Consider the following 19,394-nt stretch of genomic DNA (forward strand, 5'->3'; position numbering starts at 1 on the left):
GTCCGGCTCTATTAAAGCCCCTAAAGAAAGGGGGCTTTTTATATTTTAATTTCAGTAACCGATATTAATCGCTAGTGCGATAGCTCGCCAATTCAGTGCTTAAGCTCACACCTTGTAATTTTAACTGGTTTACACGTTGTAAATACGCGGCACCTTTTAGCATATGCAAGGCTACGTCAACAGCACCACGGCGGGTATAATCTTCAAGATAAGATCCTTTCACCCAACTGTTAAATGCACCTAGACTTGGACCTGCCCAGATCTGGTAATCCATTTCACGGCCCTTCTCACCTGTATTTGACCAGCGTGAAGACAGACCTAAATACCAACGGAAAATTAATGCCATTTTACGCTTAGGGCTACTTTTCGCACGCGCTAACATTTCAGGATCACGCTCAGCAAAGAACGCTATCGTGCCAGCCCAGATCTCGTCAAGGTTTGAACGGAAAATCTGTTTTTCAATCTTCTCACGTTCCGCTGCAGGAATATCTTCAATCGAGTCATAAGCGACATACAAGTCATACAGTTTCTTCGCACGCATAGCGAACATAGAACCACGTTTTAATACTTGTAGTTTAACGCCCATTTCAAACATATCAGCCGCAGGTGCCATTGTCACATCGGCCATTTCAACGGTAGATAATAGTTTACGGGTATATTCAGATGCACCAGCTTCGACACAAGCCTGATTAACAGATCCCAACACTATGTAAGCTGCGCCCATGTTAAATGCAGCGAGTGCCGCTTCTGGTGTTCCGATACCACCACCAGCACCCACACGTAATGCAGGAGAAAAGTTATACTTAGCTTGCACTTCGTCACGCAGGCCAATAATAGTCGGTAATAACGTTAAAAATGGTCTGTTGTCAGTATGACCACCAGAATCCGCTTCCGCAGTAATATCATCAGCCATTGGCACTAACAGTGCTAATGCCGCTTGCTGTGGTGTGATCTTGCCTTGTGCTAATAATTTATCCAGTAACTTTTGCGGTGCAGGTTCCATAAAGCGACGGCCAACTTCAGTACGCGATACTTTAGCAATAACCTTGTTACCAATATTAACAGTGCCATCACTATTTTTAGATAAGCCTGCAGCACGGTACCAAACAATATGCTCTGTTAACCCTAAGTAAGCTGAAGCCTCTACTGTTTTAACACCCAGTTTAAGGAAACGTTCAACCGCGCCACGCTCTAGTGCTTCTTCTGCTGGTGCATGGATCAAGTTGACCGCGTATGGACCATTTGGTAATTCCGCTTGGATACGACGAATTGCATCTTCAACGGCATCAGGAACTAAACCCGCGGCACCGAAAGAACATAACAGTCCCGCTTTACCTAACGCGACAACAAGCTCAACAGACGCAATACCGTTAGCCATCGCGCCGCCATGGTAGGCATATTTAACCCCGTGTTGATTTTTATAAGCTGCATCGCCCAGATCTTCTGGGGTAAGTTTTTGTGCAAATGCCAGTACATCAACGTCAACATTGTTGCTGATTGCACCAGGTACTGAAGTATGGTTAGTAATACCCATAACACCCGAATTATTAGCGACACTACTTGCAACACTATTCGCCACATAAAGCGGCTTAGCCAGATCCATCAAGGCGGCCTTAATTTCTACATCTTGCGTATGCACTGACGCCGGATCGACTTTCCAAGCCCAATTGATCGTGTTGCTATTGTTAAAACCTAAACTCGACATACTTCATTCCTATTTTTGCAGCTGCTGAACACTTTATTCACATTTTAAATAATAGTGAATTCAACAGCCGAACTATTCCGTTTATTATCTAATAAGTTCACAGTGTTCCTAATTGGATCACCTCGGTCATATTGATTAAAGTAAGCCTACTAAGCGTCTTTAACCAATGCAACATTGAGCAGACGCTACGCCTCAACAATACTTAATACAATATTCTTCACTTCATAAATGCGCAGACCATCCTTAGATAGATTAGCATCACCGACGATACGTATTTCACCTGCTTCAGTAATGATCTCGGTAATATGTACATCCAGAGACATTTTCTTATTCAGCGGCGTAATTTGACCACGGTATTTCCAATCAACTTTCGTCATTGGCGCAATGAAACGTGGATTACTGAACTGTGCGCCTAAATCATTTTTCAGCGCATAAGTTTGCATTAACTCGATGACAGCTTCAACACCTAATGAACCAGGCATAACCGGATCTTGGTGGAAGTGATAACGGAAGAACCAATCATCAGCATCAATCGTACGTTCACCATAAACATAAGCAACACCGGCCTTACCACCACCTTCAACTACTGACACGGTATCGATAAAGTTCATCTGACCGCCCGCCAATTTATAATGGGGTTTATCCGCAGGTGCTTTATACAGAGCCAATGACTGATTAGTTAAATCAAACACATCAATATTATCTGTCGGTGTATTGTTATCAACAAACCAAGCATTGGTGGTTTTACCATTATCAATACCCAATTGGTTAGTCAGAGACTCGCCACTAAAGTAACCAAATACCGCTTTACCAGTATAAAACAGCTCGCCATCAACCGACATATCAAATGTAAAACTTTGAATGATCGCGCCACCAGCAATTGCCGTGCTGACTAATACCGATTTGTTAACGATAGTTTTACCGCGTAAATCTATCTGTTTCAGTAATGTTCCACTGCCATCAAGGTTTCGGAAAAACAGGTCTTTTTCTGGGTATTTCAAGGTAGTCCCCATGTAACCAGAAATAAAGCCATTCGGTTGCAGCGCAATTTCCATAATCAATGAATATGGCATCCAGTTTTCATGGCTGTTTTTCGTGAAGTACCAAGCATCTTCCGGTACATAATATTCGGCTACACAGCTTGACGGATTCTTCAGGTCAAGACGATCCCCCTGCACTTCAACAACCTGAGTAACGACTTGTAGATCACCACAAGGCGTACGTGGTGGAATACGACCTTCATAGACATCAAAGTCAGGACCAAAACAGTTAGAAATGTTTCCAGTTGCGAATTCAAACATATGCCAAGGCGTGAATGGTGCTTGATTAGGCACTCTATGGTGTCCTGCAACCGCTGGCGCTTCGAAATGTTTGATCGGCGTTACACCTTTCGTTTTGGGTGCTGACAAATCTGACTCTACGTGCATTAATGGACGTTCGGGGAACTTAAATGGTTCAATACCACGTTCGTCCAGAACCGCACTGTTAGCTGCTACATCCACTGGCGCTAAAGCAGTTACAACGGCTGGAGACGTGCGAGTTTTCAGCTTCACATTATTAGGCAGCGTTACTGGATAGTCTGAGTTTTCGTCTTGATCACTGATAATCACGCAAAGGTTTTTAAAATCAACAACCACTTTGCCATCAAGAATAATATCAATATTGGCTTTCATATATGGGTACGGTTCCATACCCATAGCAGTCACTTCCATGCGATAAGTCAGCGTGTTGTGCTGTGGTAATACCTGACCACGACAACGAACCGTTTGCGATTCACCTGGCAGGGGCTGGAAACGAGCATTATTAACGTTAGTATGCATGCCGAGTGACAACATAAAGAACATAGCCATCTGACCACAACCTTCCGACATCAAAGAACCCGCCATCACTTGATCACCTTTAAAGTGACAAGGGAAATACCAATGCTCAGGATCTAAGTCTTTTTGGCCTTCTAATAGCCCTAATCCCCAATGACCACCTGTTGGGTCGATCTTGGTAATACGCTCAATCATCAAGAACTTCTCTGATGAGAATTTCAACGATGGATTACGTCCATCAAGATCATATTGCGGACCAAAACAACCAGCCACATCACCATTAACCAACTTCATCATATCACTGTAGTCATATTGACAACGGCCATGCTGCAATAACGGTGTAAATGATGATTTAACTGCATTTGAAAATTCAGCTTTATCTTTATCGTTTTGAATCACACCTTTACCATCAGAAAGTTCCTCATCAGTAAAGAAACCAGCACAACCATTACGCATGATAAGTACTTTCTTATCACCCACATAACAATCATAATGGAAGAAGAATAATAGCTGTTCACCATTACGTGCATAAGAATCAATGTGGATCTCGTAGCGCAATGTATCGCCGCCGAAAGCCATCTCTTCAAGGAAAGTTAATTCACAATCAAGTAATCGGTAAACACGCTCTCCTTTAGCTTGGAAATCGATACCTATGTAGGAAATCAGCATCAAGTCACACTGACCAGATTCCACCGCTACTGACCAAGGGATCTGACCATCAATAAGAAACGGTGCATCGACCGGGATATCATATTCCGTACACATGTATGATTTTTTATATTCGTTAATCTTAGCATCAAGCTCGGTAACGCGTGTTACTAACAAATAATCCGAGGTTGGCAAACGTACACGACGTGAATAACCATCAATGATGTTGTACTCTGCACCAAATACTTTACCAATGTCACCTTCAGCGAACTCAACCAGATCAGCTTGATCATAAATAACATTTTCTGGTTGATTATAACGTTCAATTAATTGCAATGGTGGATAGTTGTAACCAACTGGCCCTTTGATCTGGAAACCAGCTTGTATCGCTTCGGCTTGAACCTGTGCTTCCACACTTGTCAGATTAGCAGCGACTACAGGCTTCTCAGAAACAACAGTTGGTACTACCGTTAATGGCGTCACTATTTCTGAGGCTGCGCTTTCAACGCTATCTTGCACTGGCAAACCAGCTGATATTTTCGCTTGTAGTTCGATAAGTTGAGAAAGATTTTTCTGTGCAGCTAAGCGGCTTTGTAAGAATGCCTGATGCGTAGACGCTTGCTGATAAATTTCTGTACTGGCTTTACTTTTCACTGTCACTCCAACAACGCTCTGAGCCAATACTGGCTGCGCTGTATGTTGATGTTGGGAAAGGATTGAGGATCTGATTGAATTAGGACGAATACCTTGTGGTATCACATTATCCATAATTACAGGCTGGTTAACCTTAGTTAAGACTTTGCCCGCAAACTGCGCCTTGATCACATTCAACGATGAACTGGCACTATTCACGATTGCTTCGGCAATTAACTGACCACCAAGCTTGATAGTTTTAACCAGTTGCGGGCGTCGTTTACCGATTGGCGCTGGCGCAGCTTGATGAACGTGCTCCGAAGTCGACAAAATAAGATGTGCACAGCTGTAATCACGACCAAGACCGTTAATCGCAATATGTTGTACCGCTTGCTGTTGTTTGGTACTTGCTTGCTCTTGACTACTTTGTTGGTCTAACAGTAAAGCACTTTTAATAATACTAGCAATACCGGATGCATTAAACGTATGCCCAATATTAGATTTTACCGAACTAATATTAACATTTGGATATAATTGAGAAAACGCGGCTTTCTCAGCACTGTTTTCGGCACTGAAACCACTGGCGTGTGCTTCTACACACACCACATCCGCAGCACTGATACCTGCTAACGTTAAGGCCTTATCCGCTGCACTCGCAATGGCTTGAGCATCGCAGCCTGATGCAAAACTAACCGCATCAATGCTGGCATAAACTTGTTGTGATGCAACTTGAGATACAGGTTTCACTACAATAGCAGCAGCACCCTCACCCACCAGCCATTGCTGCTCATCAAGTATGTTGTTGCTGGTTACATCTTTACTATTAGGCCCATTTTCACTTACAGGTCCATAGTGCTGACGTAAAGTAATGTTTTCAATTGACCCGGCCAAATCAACGGCAGCAATAATAACCGCGTCAACATCACTGGTTTGAAATAGGTTTTCAGCTAATTCGACGCAACGATATACCGAGTTTTCTTCAGCCGATACAGTAATAGCAGGGCCAGAGAAATCCCATAACGCCGAAATACGTGACGCCATGATATTGCCAATAAAACTGGTGTACTGATTTAGCTGCGCGGCAGAGGCGAGACCATCTTTGGCAATATTAGTCAGTTCTTCACGTTGCTCAACCGTTAAGTTAATGCCTTGTTGTAATAAACTGTCTTCAATTTGTGTTGTTAAATTAACACGACCACGATACTGGTGTAATTCCAGTTCCATACCCATAGCAACTAACACGGCAACGTTACTACTTTCAACGAGTCCTGCATCTTTCGCAGCATTGTCAGCAACTTGCATCATCATTAATTGTTGTGGGATCAAGCAGTCTTTTTCATTTGGTGGCACTTTGAAGCGCAAGAAATCAATATCTAGCTGTTCAACATAGCCACCTTTAGGCGCTTTGGTTAACTGTAACGACTGCATAACGTTAGCGTTACTTTCCATCCCTTTCCAGCGTTGCTCAGGTAACTCACGGAAGGTGCTTTGGTTATTATCTAATAAGGTTTTGAACTTCGCTAAGTTACTCGCACTGCCAAAATGGCTGTCCATACCAATAATAGCCAGTGGCTCACGGGGCTTAGCAACCCCAAAGTTAGATTCAAGCGCTTGTGTTGGTTGTTGTAATACCAAATGGGCGTTACTGCCACCAAAACCAAAGACACTGACACCAGCTGTTCGTGGGCCAGTCGTTTTTGACCCGTGAGAAGTAGGCCAAGGCACAGTACTCGTCGGCATCTGCTCGCCAGTAAAGTAACCATTTTTAGACTGCAGTGGTTCTTTCAGATTAATCGTGGCTGGAATAAGGCCTTTACCCAGTGCTAACATAGCTTTGGTCATGCCCGGCATACCAGCTGCCGTTAACAAATGACCAAGGTTTGATTTAACCGAGCCCAACAGCGGTTTGTTATTTACCCGACTAAAGAAGGTTTCCATCGAGCGTAATTCAACATTATCACCTTTCGGGGTACCGGTAGCGTGGCACTCGATATAATCAACAGCCGCAGGGTCAACACCGGCATCCGCATAAGCGCGTTCATAAACTAATACCTGACCCTTGGTGTTTGGGCTTAATACAAATTCACCTTTACCATCATTCGATAATGCGCCGCCTTTAATAATGGCGTAAATATTATCACCATCGCGTACTGCATCACTGTGACGTTTTAATACCATCATGCCCGCGCCTTCACCGGCAAATAAACCTTGTGAATTTTTATCAAACGGGGCGTGAACGTTATTGCCTGGATAAGCTTGGAAAATCGAGAATCCCATATTCACAAACATAGGATCTGCTGCTGATACCGCACCAGCTAGCATCATGTCAGCTTTACCGGTATGCAGGTAATCACAAGCTAATTTAACGCTATAACAAGATGACGCACAAGCCGCATCCAGTGCAAAGTGTGAACCACCTAAACCCGCAGCTTGGGCGATCAAAGCCGCTGGATAACCAGCGACTAAGGCATTATCTGCATGTGTTTGTTTCGGTGCCGTATAATGGGTTAATTGAAAATCTGGATGTAATACTGACTTTAACGCATTATCAACAACTTGATGATATAACGGCATGAACAGCTGATTCGATGACTTGGTTGGGAATGACAGATTGCCTAAAATAACCCCGCAATTTGCCAACGCATCACTACCCCAGTAACCTGCATCTGCAAGCGCCTGTTTAGTAACATAAAGCCCCCACTGATTTAGATCATCTAATGCCGTTAAATAGCGGCTATCGAGTTGATAACCAGATGCATCAAAATTAAAATCACTGATATAACCACCGTGAACACAGTAGAACTTATCTGTATCACCTTTGTTAGCGGTGTATTTAGCAGGGTCAACGCCCATCTGAACAGCTGTCGCTTTACTGCGGCAATCTTGTTGTTCAAGCAATTGCTGCCAAAATTGATCCGGAGCTTGTGAGCCCGGAAACAAATTAGCAATACCTACTACTGCAATATTTTCCATAATTACTCTCTTTAAATCCATATTTCAACTGACGGAGAACACCCCGCCTGGACTGTCTACCTTGTTTTACTGATTTTTTAATTATCAGCCCGCACTAGCAAAGCGTCATGTATTAACAATCGAGGCGGCCAGCTTTAACAAGGATTGACCCGTTAAACAAACTATCTAAATCCAAATTCACGCCATGGCTAACTAATTTAGCAATCGCGCGAATATAAGTCAGTTCATCACTGGTGCCCTTAGCATTCACAGGGACGGATACATGGCGACTATCATCTTTCTCATGGGTTAGGATCTTATCTACCCAGCTGCATAACGAGCGTCCAGGCCCCATCTCAATAAATACCCGCGCGCCTTTATCATGTAAGGTATTCACTAAGCGCGGAAAATCCACCACATCACACAAGCATTTAGCAATACTGTGTGAGATCGCTTTGCTGCGTTGTGGAATAGGTAAATAACATGAGCTTGAATACATTTTGGTTTTAATACGTTCAGTGACATCCATATGATATAACTCAACCATATGGTCATATTCGGCATAAGCTGGGGCACAGTGGATCGCGTTGGCCATATTTAATGCCATCGCCCGTTTGCCTAATTTTTTGATCACCCGCTGGCAAGCTTCTGGATAACCAGCCAGTAATAAACTATCTGGCGTATTGATTATGGTACAGTACACACGATCTTCATCTGCAGCTGCAATCTCTACCTGTTCAATAGTCGCCTTGATGGTATACGTTTCCCAGATCTGTTCAAAAGTACCGTCTGGAACATCATCCATACACCAATGCTGGCGTAGGGTTCTTAATTCACCACAAAGCTGATGATTAAAGGTATTTGACTGTGCAAGACGTGCGCTCATCAGCCCCGGTTGTTGCCAGCATCCTAATGCTGCATACATACTCACTTCACCCATGCTGTAACCCGTGGCAAAATCTGCTTTAACCGCAAATACTTCTTCAAACACCTTGGTAAACACACAAGCAAAACCAACACCTGCTTCGGCAATATTGGCTAGGTTGCCGCGTAGATCTAGATCCAGCTGTTTAAGCTGTTTGAAATTATGGCGACTAATGCTACGTGGATTAAGTAAGGTATCTTTAAGACTCGAACCTATGTCATCCGCTAAGGCCGCAACGGGCTGAAAAATTTGTGGGAATAAATGAAATAGATCACGGCCTAAACCAACATAAGTAGCGCCAATCCCAGGGTATAAAAATGCAATACCACCTTGTGTACAGTGGTCTGTTCCGCGGTTAGCTGGCTGCCCAGTAAAATAACTGCCCTTAGGGGTTTTCCATTCACTGACATTCGCATCATTAAATACACTGCTAATGCCAGCGAACGCAAGCGTGATCTCTTTACTCAACTCTTCGGCTGTCTCAGCAATGAGCACTGCGCTATAAACTTTGTTGCTATCACTACGAACATAACAACCCGTCGCTATTTTCTTAATACCGGTCGTCATTGATTGACCGGCAACACGCTCTAATTCACTGCGTAATTGCGCTTCGTCATCACCTTGAATAATAACCAGAGCTAAGTCACTGGCGGCAAAAAAACCATTACTGCGCACATCGCTAACCGGATGGTCTTGGCCTGCAATCTTGACCTTGTTTTCTTGTAGAATTACGTGACAGTAGCCCTGTTTTGATAAGGAGTGAGCAACGCAACTATAAGCGGCGACATGAGCGCTACCATCTTCATGTGGAAACCAAGGTCTAGCATCAACTGGTATATAGAATGGCGAACGCTGCCACTGTGACATTTGTGTTTGGATAGGTTGTTGCCAGTCTTTAATAGCTGGTATATAGCGCTGATGTAAACTAATAACTGCTTTTAATAAACCCGCAACCTGTGAGAAATAGCTGCTTTCACCAGTCACACTGCGCGCACAGCTTAATGCAGTATGTAAACTTTGCGTATTACTATAAGCAGACATTAACCCCTGGCTTTCAAATAACGCCAATTCAGATTTAGAGTCTGCTGTGACTTCTAATAGGCCAACCTGCTCTGCTTTGATTTGAGCTTTCTGTAATGCGAGGCGTGCGGTATTAGCAATGTTTGGAACATTTAGTTCACTGTTTACAGCCAACTGAGCGAAGCCTTTAATGTTGGTATAAACATAACATTGATTAACACGAGCGAAATCTGTTGAGGAGATAAGTAAACTGGCGACCCCTGTAACACTGGCATAACCACTAAATGTTTCATCAAAACTGATTGTCGCCACGGGTGCTTCTGCAGTATCAATTCTGACACAGCCATGACCAACAGCAGTGGCATTATTAATACCGATCACAGCGACTGCGCAGTCTTGGTTATTGACTAAATCAGTTGCTTGCTTCAGTGCTTGGCCTAGTTCGGTAATAACAACACAGCTCGCGCACTGCTGCGCGACTTGTTCAACAATCAGCTCGTGAACACAACTGTTGGTATCAGCAATAAGCAATACCGCTATATTCGCCATCTGCAACTGATTAGTTTCTGCTAATAACGCCACAGACGTTAACACTGTCGCCGAAGTGCTATTTTTCTTATCAGCATCGCTAATGCCGCTGGTGCTAATACTGGCGTTATTGCCGATACTAGCGCCTAAATAGAAAGCACGTTCAACACGATCAATATTATCTTGTCCGCTAAATTTAGCATCCATACCAATAACAGCTAATTCCGTCATATTCTTTGTAATATCCTATTTCGAATAGTAATAGCTAAAAACGCTGGAAACTGGAATTTAAGCCAACCGCTTTTAGCTATTAATATTTAATAATGAAACTAATTAATAAAAGTAGACGCCATGATAACTATGACGCCTACAATTAAGATTATTTATTTACAGGCTCAAGACATATCATTCAAAATGTCACTCACACTGACTTGTGCAGATTTAATTTCTGCAAGTAATTGCATATCGGCACTGATTAATTGAATATCACAACAGGCTTTACTACCTCGAGATGTCAACAGATCATGCTCGACAACCTTAAGTTGCAAATAAAACAGCTCATCAACAGCCACTTCACGATATACTGTCCAAGCTGCGGTTACAGAAGGTAAGCTACCTAAGTTAAATTGCTTACGCACCCATACCAACATAGCCTGATAAACCAAGTCATTAGCAAAAATGTTGTTAGCTGCCAAGGGGAATGCCCCCTGCTTCGCAGCTGCAACGTCCGTGACCTGACACGCCAGTAATAGTCCTTGCTCATCACAACGTAATATCTGCTTAATACCCTGCAGACTGTCGCCATGAAACAAAGTGCCATTGCTATATAATGCTTGTGCTTCATCAACCGACTTGTTGCTAACAGCGTTGTTACCAACATCCGTCGCTAATGACAGCAGATTAACCCTCACAGCGTCTAGCGGTTGAGTCGCTAATAATATCGTCGCTGCATAGTGAAACACAGGTTTACCATCGCTTTTCAGGCTAAAGGTTTTTGCCGCAATACGGACTACACCTTCCAGCTCGGAACCAGTCGTCACAGGCGACAATTGGATTTGGTGATCCGCCGCCTCACTGCCATCAAAAACCACCCCTTTGAACAATTTATAGTCTTCGAAACCGACATATTTTAATGTACAGTCTCGTTTACTATAAGTCGCCAGTGCCGCATCTCTCATCCAGGCAATCGCGCAAACCGTAGGTAATACCTGATTGCCTTTGATCATGTGGTCAGCTAAAAAGTGATTATCGTTCACCTGAAAATTATAGCTATTAGCCTGAAAATCACTGTTAGTTGCTTTGATGCTTTTAATGACGAAAGCATCTGATAAACAACTAACTCGTGGCTTTTTTACAGTATTACTCTCTACATCATTCTCAACATTTTTTGATAAATCATTACCCACTAGAATTTGTGGACAACGATTATCATTCGCTGCTAACTCACTCAGTAACAACTGCGCGCCCGCATCAAGTGGAATAATATATACACCACGTTGATCAAACATACGTTTCACCTCTGGCGTGACCATGCCGCCATCCCAAGGACCCCAGTTAAAGCTCAGGACCTGCGCTTGTGGGTGCAATGATTTAAAACGATAGGCAGTTTTATTTAAGATCTCATTGGCCATTGCGTAATCAGACTGCCCAGGGTTCCCGTAGAAACCCGCGGCTGACGAGAACAATACCAATTGCTTGATGTTACTTGCTTCGGTCACTGATAACAGTGATAACAAACCGTCAATTTTGGTGCTGTAAACAGACTCAAAATCGCTCAGTGTTTTTTGCTCAATAAATTGGTCGGCTAAAACGCCTGCGCCATGAATAATACCTGTAACATCACCAAATTTAGCAATAACTGGTTTCACAGCGGCCTGTACATTTACTGCATTGGTTACATCAGCAGAAACATACTCAACTTGACCACCCGCTGCGGTAATGGCTGTTAAAGTTTGTGCTATTTCACGATTAGCTTGGATAGGTTTGAGCAATTGTACGATCTTCACCGGTGTTGGTTTATCACCAGCAGCAATCAAAGACTGCATCGCGGCTTTCTTTAACGCAGCTTCATCGCTAATACCCTGTGCCCAATTAGGCTCATCAGTTGAGAACTTCGAACGTCCCAATAAGATGAACTTAGCTTGATATTCTTTAGCAATACGAACAACACAATGTGCAGTCACACCTTTAGCACCACCACTAACCAAGAATACCGAATTAGCATCAATGTTATTACCTGCGGTTAATCCGTAACTATCAGTAACAACGTCAGTTAAAGTGACACGTTCAACGCCATTTTTCTCTGCAGGCTGATAACCAACTTCAATTAAAGTGGTGTCAGCATCAAGCAGTTCATCACTAACAATTTTTGCCACTTGCTTTGCAGTTAATGACGTAGGCATATCTACCGCACGACAGAATACGTGATCCCATTCGTGTGATAGTGTTTTAACTAAGCCGTTTAAACCACTTTGCACTAAGTCACTTTTTATTCGCTCAGGTTTATCACTAAAGCCTAATGAACCACCTTGCTGAGTAACAACCATGAAAGCGCCGCGTACTTTAGCTGCTTGAGTTACTTTGCTCAATTTAGCTAATAAGAACGCTAACATTAAGCCTTGCTTAGATGCTTGCGGGTATTCGATGTGGCTTATCTCAGTGCTTGCATGCAGGTAGATAACCGCATCAAGTTGCGCATTTTCAGTAATGATATTGTCAATTTCAGTTTCATCAACGGCGTTTAACGTAACCACACTCACTGACTTAGCAAACGTTTTTGTGCTGTCAGTTGTGATCCAACTCGGTTGCAATGCAGTTACATTCCAGCCAGATTTAATTAATTCATCCGCTAATTGCACCGCATTATCACTACCGTCAGCGACGATTAGGGCGTTAGCACCTTTAGTATCATGACTGATTTTAGTGACTGAGCTTAATCGTGTAATCGCAACCGTAGCACTCGGTGCTGGTTGAAATTCAGCTTTCGGCTCTAACGCTGCAGTAATCGTTGCAACACTGTCATGCATAAATGCATCCGAAACAGCATTTTCAGAATCGATACTGCCAGTCACCTTGCTTGGCATGGCTTTACTCTGCATATAAAGAACAATTTCTTCTAGTGTGCGCAGCTCTGCTAAATCTTCTGGGTTTAGTTCAGGTAAATCAGTAATGATTTCTTGTACTGCACCTAAAATTTCAACGCGTTTAATTGAGTCAATGCCAAGGTCCGCTTCCATGTCCATTGCAAGCTCTAGCATGTTGGCAGGGTAACCCGTCTTATCCGCAACAACGTCCATCATCACGTTTTGAATACGGTCTAAATCAATCTCGGCAGTTATTACAGTATTAGCCGTTGTATTAGTAATGTCAGCTACAACCGGAGACTCCACTTTACTCTGCATATAGGTAACGATTTCACCTAAGGTGCGTAATTCAGCTAGGTCTTCAGGGTTTAGCTCAGGTAAATCAGTGATAATTTCCTGTACTGCTCCTAAGATTTCTACACGTTTGATTGAATCAATACCTAAGTCAGCTTCCATATCCATGCTTAGTTCAAGCATGTCTGTTGGATAACCAGTCTTATCAGCCACAACATCCAGCATTACTGTTTGGATGTGGTTTAAATCGATAGCTGATGTTGAACTTGGAGCTACAGCGTCTATAGATTCTATCGTTGCCGCAGCTACACTTTCAGCTACAGGAGCCTTGCTCTGCATATAAATAACGATTTCACCTAAGGTGCGTAATTCAGCTAGGTCTTCAGGATTTAGCTCAGGTAAATCAGTGATAATTTCCTGTACTGCACCTAAGATTTCTACACGTTTGATTGAATCAATACCTAAGTCAGCTTCCATATCCATGCTTAGTTCAAGCATGTCTGTTGGATAACCAGTCTTATCAGCCACAACATCCAGCATTACTGTTTGGATGTGGTTTAAATCGATAGCTGACGTTGAACTTGGAGCTACAGCGTCTATAGATTCTATCGTTGCCGCAGCTACACTTTCAGCTACAGGAGCCTTGCTCTGCATATAAATAACGATTTCACCTAAGGTGCGTAATTCAGCTAGGTCTTCAGGATTTAGCTCAGGTAAATCAGTGATAATTTCCTGTACTGCACCTAAGATTTCTACACGTTTGATTGAATCAATACCTAAGTCAGCTTCCATATCCATGCTTAGTTCAAGCATGTCTGTTGGATAACCAGTCTTATCAGCCACAACATCCAGCATTACTGTTTGGATGTGGTTTAAATCGATAGCTGACGTTGAACTTGGAGCTACAGCGTCTATAGATTCTATCGTTGCCGCAGCTACACTTTCAGCTACAGGAGCCTTGCTCTGCATATAAATAACGATTTCACCTAAGGTGCGTAATTCAGCTAGGTCTTCAGGATTTAGCTCAGGTAAATCAGTGATAATTTCCTGTACTGCACCTAAGATTTCTACACGTTTGATTGAATCAATACCTAAGTCAGCTTCCATATCCATGCTTAGTTCAAGCATGTCTGTTGGATAACCAGTCTTATCAGCCACAACATCCAGCATTACTGTTTGGATGTGGTTTAAATCGATAGCTGACGTTGAACTTGGAGCTACAGCGTCTATAGATTCTATCGTTGCCGCAGCTACACTTTCAGCTACAGGAGCCTTGCTCTGCATATAAATAACGATTTCACCTAAGGTGCGTAATTCAGCTAGGTCTTCAGGATTTAGCTCAGGTAAATCAGTGATAATTTCCTGTACTGCACCTAAGATTTCTACACGTTTGATTGAATCAATACCTAAGTCAGCTTCCATATCCATGCTTAGTTCAAGCATGTCTGTTGGATAACCAGTCTTATCAGCCACAACGTCTAACATCACCTTGTTAATCGTTGCTACATCGATACTCGATTGAACGACAACCTCAGGTATAAGAACTGATTCAGCCACGACAGCAACCAATACAGGTGCAGGTGTAGCAGCAACCGCAGGAGAACTCACAGGATCAGGCGTTAATGCCACAGTTTGCACTGCAACGGCTGCACTATTTGCTGCATTCGATGCAACATTAGATGCAACATTAGATGCAACATTTGTCACTGTATTTACAGCAACAGGACTTGCCACTTTGTCATGAACAACCGGAGTTATTAGCGATGCAGTTTGTACTGGCTGTTGTGGCGTATTCAATGCAGGAGTAACAGACGTTGCTATAACGCTAGATTCAGAACCAGTGAGCATGGTATTCATATGGCTCGTCTGATTGTTCAGATAAGTTTCATGCACACGCAGAGTTTCAGATTGGAACTCATTATACATAGCCAGTGTACGGTCTATACTTTCCGGTAATTCGTTGCTAGTTTGCGCTGCAAGTACCGATTGAACTGTTTTAGCATAGTCCTGTGGTCCCTGCATAAACTGCTCATGCACATTTAATAATTGCTGCTGGTGTTCAACAAACTGGCCAACACTGCGCTCGATAGAAGCAACAAGATCGGCATCAGTATTGTTAATAACAGCGCTGTTAACATGATCGTTAACACCGTTGCTATTATTTTTAGATGCAAGTGAACCATCAGCATTAACGTAGACAATCTTCTCGACTTCAACGATTCTTTCTACTATTTTCTCGACTTCAACGATCTTTTCAATCACTTTAGGCTGTGGAACAGCAACAGGAGTAGCCTTTGCTTGTTTCACCGTCCAGCCATCAGTTAACGAATCAGTAAATGCTTTTTTAGTTTTCGGACTCACATACGATGCACCAGACAGTTTCATCAACATAGGTGACACTTTAGGCGCAGTTGATGGACGCTTAACCGCATCGTACGGGTCAAGATTTTCTAACGCAACACCAAGAACGGCCATCTGCAGGGCAGCTTGACGCATTTGCACATCGGCAGGTTGTTTTGGATTCGCATTTACAGCGATAGCTACAGCATCAGATTTATCATTAAGAATATTCTCAACCAATTTGGTTAACACATTCTTCGGACCAAACTCGATAAATATACGGCCACCGTCTGCATATATATTGTCAATTTCTTGATTGAAATGGACAGGTTCCAACATATGTTTTTTCAGGCTTTTTTTAATTTCGTTCGGTTTACTTGAATGAACTAAACCTGTGCCGTTAGCAAAAACTGGAATTGTCGGCGCTTTAAACTTAGTGCTATCAACCGCGTTGGAAAATGGCTTTTGAGCGTGACCGACTAATGGAGTATGAAACGCAGCTGATACAGGCAGTGGAACAACCTTGAAACCAGTATTACCGAGCGCTGTAATAGCAACAACCACCTGCTCACTCGGCCCAGCAATGACCACTTGATTATTAGAGTTGTGGTTAGCAATAGACACATCATCAATCGCGTCGATGATCTCCGCAACTTGCAGTGGGTCACCCACGACAGCCGCCATCTTGCCAGCATCAAAATCTTGTTGCTCTGGCGCCGCCATTGCTTGACCACGACTGCGTGCCAACATCATGTAATCACTATCGCTCAATACGTCAGCAGCCCATAATGCCGTTAATTCACCGAAACTATGACCAGCGGTAAAGTCAGCTTTAAAACCTGCCTGTTGGAACGTTTTAAACAGACCAACGCTCAAACAACCAATCGCAGGTTGTGCATGTTGAGTTAAACGCAATTGCGCTTCTTGTAACTTACGTTCAGCGTCAGTGTACACTGGTATCGGATAAGTGATTGCAGACAACTGACCTAAACCAGCAGTACTGAATTCTTTATCCATTGCAGCTGTACTGTGCATCATGCTTGGGAAGTTACAAGTTAACTCACGGCCCATGTTCACATATTGCGAACCTTGTCCGGAAAATAACGCGACAACTTTACCATTGGCATCAATACCCGCTTGGCGATAATAGATCCCCGTTGGTACTGACCATGTTGCTTTATCTCCATTCTCGCTGAATTGTTTCAACGCCGCATTAATCATAGCAATGGCTTCGTTTGCATTACGTGCAACAAAACCTAAACGCGCTTGATCTACTGATGGCGTATTCAACGGCCAGGTAGTCACTAAATCGTTAAACGCAAATGCCTGAAGGTCAGCCTCTACCGCCAGTTTAGTACGCCAATTATTTAATTCTGCGATAATACCTTGTTGGTTAGTCGCAGAGATAAGTATTGTTTGCGAGACTGAGTTTAAGCGATATGCGCTATCATGACTCGGACGATACTCTTCTAAAATAATATGGAAATTAGTACCACCAAAACCGAATGAGCTAATACCCGCACGGCGTGGGATACCATCTTCACGTGGCATCCAAGGACGCGTCTCACTGTTTAAATACATCGGGCTATTTTTGATATCCAAGGCTTCACTTGGTTTATCGATATGAATAGTAGGGGGTAAAATTTTATGATGCAGTGCTAATGCTGCTTTGATCATACCTGCAGAACCAGCCGCAGATTTAGTATGGCCAATTTGCGATTTAACCGAACCTAATGCAATGTGCTGTTTCTTATCACTCGCTGCACCAAAGTGTTTAGTTAGACCACTAAACTCCGCCACATCGCCAGCTTTCGTCCCCGTACCGTGACCTTCAATAAGACCGCATGTTTCAGGTTCGAAACCCGCATCTTCATAAGCACGTTTAAGCGCTTTAGCTTGACCATCTGGGCGCGGTGCGTAAATCGATTTGAAACGGCCATCAGAAGACGTACCGATACCTTTCAATACAGAATAGATTCTATCGCCATCTCGTTCAGCATCTTCCAGACGTTTAAACGCCAGCATGCCAATACCTTCACCCAGCAGCATACCTTTCGAATCGTCATCAAACGGACGAATATCATCATTGGTGGTAAACGCAGGTGTTTTTGAGAATGACATATACATGAATGGTGAGTTATCACAACATACACCACCCGAGATCATCACTTCTGAACGGTATTCCAGTAGGTCTGAAATCGCCATTTTAATTGCTGCGAGGGAGCCAGCACACGCCGCATCTACCACACAGTTAGTACCGCCAAAGTCGAAGCGATTAGCAATTCGACCAGCAATAACGTTACCTAACATACCAGGGAATGAATTCTCTTCCCAACCGATGTAAGCTTTTTTGAATTTTTCGATGATCATTTCGCGATCATCTTTATCAATACCTGAGGCTTTTAATACTTTTTCTAACACTGGGCCTTGCAGGCGAGCGGTTAACGGTGAAATTTGTTTCTGACCACCACCAACACCTAAAGTGATACCAATTTTATCATGGTCATAATCACTACCAATGCCAGCATCACTTAATACATCGCGTGCAACGATTAACGACAGCAGTTGAGCGATATCAGTTAGCTCTAAGATATTTGGCGGCAGGCCAAACTCCATCGGATCAAAATCTAATTCAGGAATAAAACCACCGCGTTTGCAGTATGTCTTGTCTGCTGCTTTTTTATCTGCCGAATAATGGTCGTCAATATTCCAGCGGTCGCTAGGCACATCGATAATGGCATCAACGGAATCAACGATATTATCCCAGAATTGGTCCAGATTTTTAGCGTCAGCAAAAACCGATGCCATACCGATGATTGCAATTGGGCATTCTTGCAAACGTGAATTTAACTGTTGCTCGTCACTATTTAACACATCCTTGCCGTGCTTAACCGATGTGGTGTTCTTTTTAGCCATTGTGTTATTGCTCCTGTAAGGATCTTCCTGCACTAAAAACAATGCTCATTAAACGTCCATTTGGACACTAAGCTAACCACTTGAGCGTACAAGTGTACTCTTAAAGTGCGAAAAAAATCTACCGTCATTTCATTTCACATAAAATAAATTCGGTAGAGTTAATTGTTTTAAATTTTATCCCAATAGTCAGCACTGAACTTAATCGTCCAACGCCAGCATAGTATTATTTACATCTGCAATAATATACACAGGATTAAAAACCAACTCAAATATACTCTATTTCACTTAAGTCAGACTCATCAGATCAGGGGATAACTGAAAATAGCAGATTTAGCATTATAAAATAATGCATCTTTATTCACATTTACCCAATTTTAACTAGATATTCAGTAATAAACATCTCTTTTAAGCTAAAAACCTATTTTTCTAAAATACACCGGTGGCAAATAATTAATTTTAAATCTGCGTAACCTCTCATTATTAGCATGTATTTTTAGAATAAACGCCGTAATAAATAAGCAGAAGCTTACATT

4 protein-coding genes are annotated in these 19,394 nt (G+C 42.8%); all 4 read right to left on the reverse strand.

Features of this window, described 5'->3' with window-relative positions; genetic code table 11:
* Positions 1-64: 64 nt before the first annotated feature.
* A complete protein-coding gene (locus HWV03_RS12015) occupies positions 65-1,705 on the reverse strand; it encodes a PfaD family polyunsaturated fatty acid/polyketide biosynthesis protein (protein ID WP_211676124.1) in 1,641 nt (546 codons plus the stop codon).
* A gap of 185 nt (positions 1,706-1,890) precedes the next feature.
* Positions 1,891-7,776: a beta-ketoacyl synthase N-terminal-like domain-containing protein gene (locus tag HWV03_RS12020; protein ID WP_211676125.1), complete on the reverse strand. Its 5,886-nt coding sequence runs from the start codon at positions 7,774-7,776 to the stop codon at positions 1,891-1,893.
* Positions 7,777-7,888: 112 nt separating this feature from the next.
* Entirely contained in the window at positions 7,889-10,459 is a 2,571-nt protein-coding gene (locus HWV03_RS12025) for a PfaB family protein (protein ID WP_211676126.1), read from the reverse strand.
* A 164-nt stretch (positions 10,460-10,623) separates the two neighbouring features.
* Positions 10,624-18,861 carry a type I polyketide synthase gene (locus tag HWV03_RS12030; protein ID WP_211676127.1) on the reverse strand — a complete coding sequence of 2,746 codons (8,238 nt, stop codon included), beginning with the start codon at positions 18,859-18,861 and terminating at the stop codon, positions 10,624-10,626.
* Between the last annotated feature and the right edge of the window lie 533 nt (positions 18,862-19,394).

The organism is Moritella sp. 36, assembly GCF_018219415.1.
Classification (GTDB): domain Bacteria; phylum Pseudomonadota; class Gammaproteobacteria; order Enterobacterales; family Moritellaceae; genus Moritella.

What these genes read in the sequence shown, in the direction of transcription:
- HWV03_RS12020 (WP_211676125.1), bottom strand. Translation starts at nt 7,776, where the DNA reads ATGGAAAATATTGCAGTAGTAGGTATTGCTAATTTGTTTCCGGGCTCA.
- HWV03_RS12025 (WP_211676126.1), bottom strand. Translation starts at nt 10,459, where the DNA reads ATGACGGAATTAGCTGTTATTGGTATGGATGCTAAATTTAGCGGACAA.
- HWV03_RS12030 (WP_211676127.1), bottom strand. Translation starts at nt 18,861, where the DNA reads ATGGCTAAAAAGAACACCACATCGGTTAAGCACGGCAAGGATGTGTTA.
- HWV03_RS12015 (WP_211676124.1), bottom strand. Translation starts at nt 1,705, where the DNA reads ATGTCGAGTTTAGGTTTTAACAATAGCAACACGATCAATTGGGCTTGG.